Below are 1477 nucleotides of genomic sequence, written 5' to 3' on the forward strand. Positions count from 1 at the left end.
GCCTAGCATTGGGTTTTCTTCGTGCGGTTCGTACGCTTTACCACCAACCAAGTTGCTGTATTCGTTAGACTTAAAGTCAGACATACGAACAATGACGCGTTTTGGCCAGAAAGCAGAAGCGATGGTCGCAATGCCTTCCGTCAGTTTACTTACGTAGAAATCGATAGGATCTTTGTAACCACGAATGCGCTGTTTGATTTCTGCTTTCAGCTCATCGCTTTGAGCGTCAAAGTTCAACAGTGCTTTCGGGTGAATGCCGATCATCTTGTTGATGATGAATTCAAGACGAGCAAGACCAACGCTCGCGATTATGGCCGCGCCAGTTAACTTGTCACTGGCAGCTTATTTAGTGAATTTTCCCCAACCCGACCCTATTCTGACGGGCGCGTTGGCGGGAATCGCGATCACAATGACGCTACTGATCTACTTATGTTATTTCCGCTTACTTCGATTGAAGTTCCAGCCGTCGATCGCAGCGGTGACTTTTCCTTCAGTCATCAGCGCCATTGCGATGCACCGATTAACCTCTTTTTTCGCACAATCTCATCCTCAATGGCATTGGTTACACGATTTCGGCTTTTTAGAACTCAGTATCGCGACCGTATTGGTCGTTTGGGTATCGGCAGGTTATGTGAAAATGTACTGGCCAGAAATTGTAAGAACCCCGACCAAACAAGCATAAAAAACGGCCTCATTAAGAGGCCGTTTTTTATCACTATCAACAAAGTATTAACCCGTAAACTTCGCCATGAAGTTACCGACGTTAGTCAAACTCGATGCTGCCATCACGATAACAATCGCTGCTCCAGTTAGCGTTAAGTACATTGGGTGTTGGTAGTCACCGACGATATCTTTGCGTTTTGTCGCAACTAAGACGGTACCCAAAACGATAGGAAGGACAATGCTGTTCACTAAACCCGCTAACATAAGTAGAAGAATTGGCATATCCATGGTAACCGTGCCTAGCGAGGTTAGGATAATGAAACCGACACACCACGCTTTTTCGTTTCGCGCTACAACGGGGAAAAGCGTCTTAATTAATGAGATAGCCATATAAGAGTTACCCACTACAGACGTGATGGAAGCAACAAACAGTACTAAGCCAAAGATGAAGTAACCAAGCTGGCCAGCACCTTGACGGAAAGCGTCGGCTGCCGGGTTAGCAGAATCCAACGTTGCGCCTGTCGCGATAACACCAAAAACCGCTAAAAACAGTAGGACGCGAATAACCACCGCAATAGAGATACCAGCCCACGCTGTTGAAGTGATGGAAGGTACGTTCTCTTGACCTTTCAAGCCGATGTCCACTAGACGGTGTGCACCCGTGTAGTAACCGCCAACTGCGCCGCCAACGATAGTCAATGTAGGCAGAAGCAAGCTTCCAACATCCATAGGCATCACCGCTGCACTTAGTGTCTCTCCCATCGGAGGTAAGCTCGTCATTGCCACGTATGCGATCAGAACAATCATGAACAAG

The 1477-nt window shown here is 47.2% G+C and carries 1 protein-coding gene and 2 pseudogenes; 1 reads left to right on the forward strand and 2 read right to left on the reverse strand.

What is annotated here, in order from left to right; all coding sequences use genetic code 11:
- A pseudogene (locus R8269_RS24235) lies at positions 1-300 on the reverse strand (putative PEP-binding protein); the annotation flags it as partial.
- Here R8269_RS24235 and R8269_RS24240 point away from each other — a divergent pair.
- Positions 284-682, forward strand: a pseudogene (locus R8269_RS24240) (tellurium resistance protein); the annotation flags it as partial. The pseudogenes R8269_RS24235 and R8269_RS24240 sit on opposite strands and share 17 nt — an antisense overlap.
- A 47-nt stretch (positions 683-729) precedes the next feature.
- On the opposite strand, the gene R8269_RS24245 reads toward R8269_RS24240, so the two are convergent.
- Positions 730-1477: divalent metal cation transporter (locus R8269_RS24245; RefSeq protein ID WP_412079968.1), on the reverse strand; the 748-nt coding region annotated here is incomplete at its 5' end.

The sequence above is a fragment of the Vibrio sp. Vb0667 genome (genome assembly GCF_033391095.1).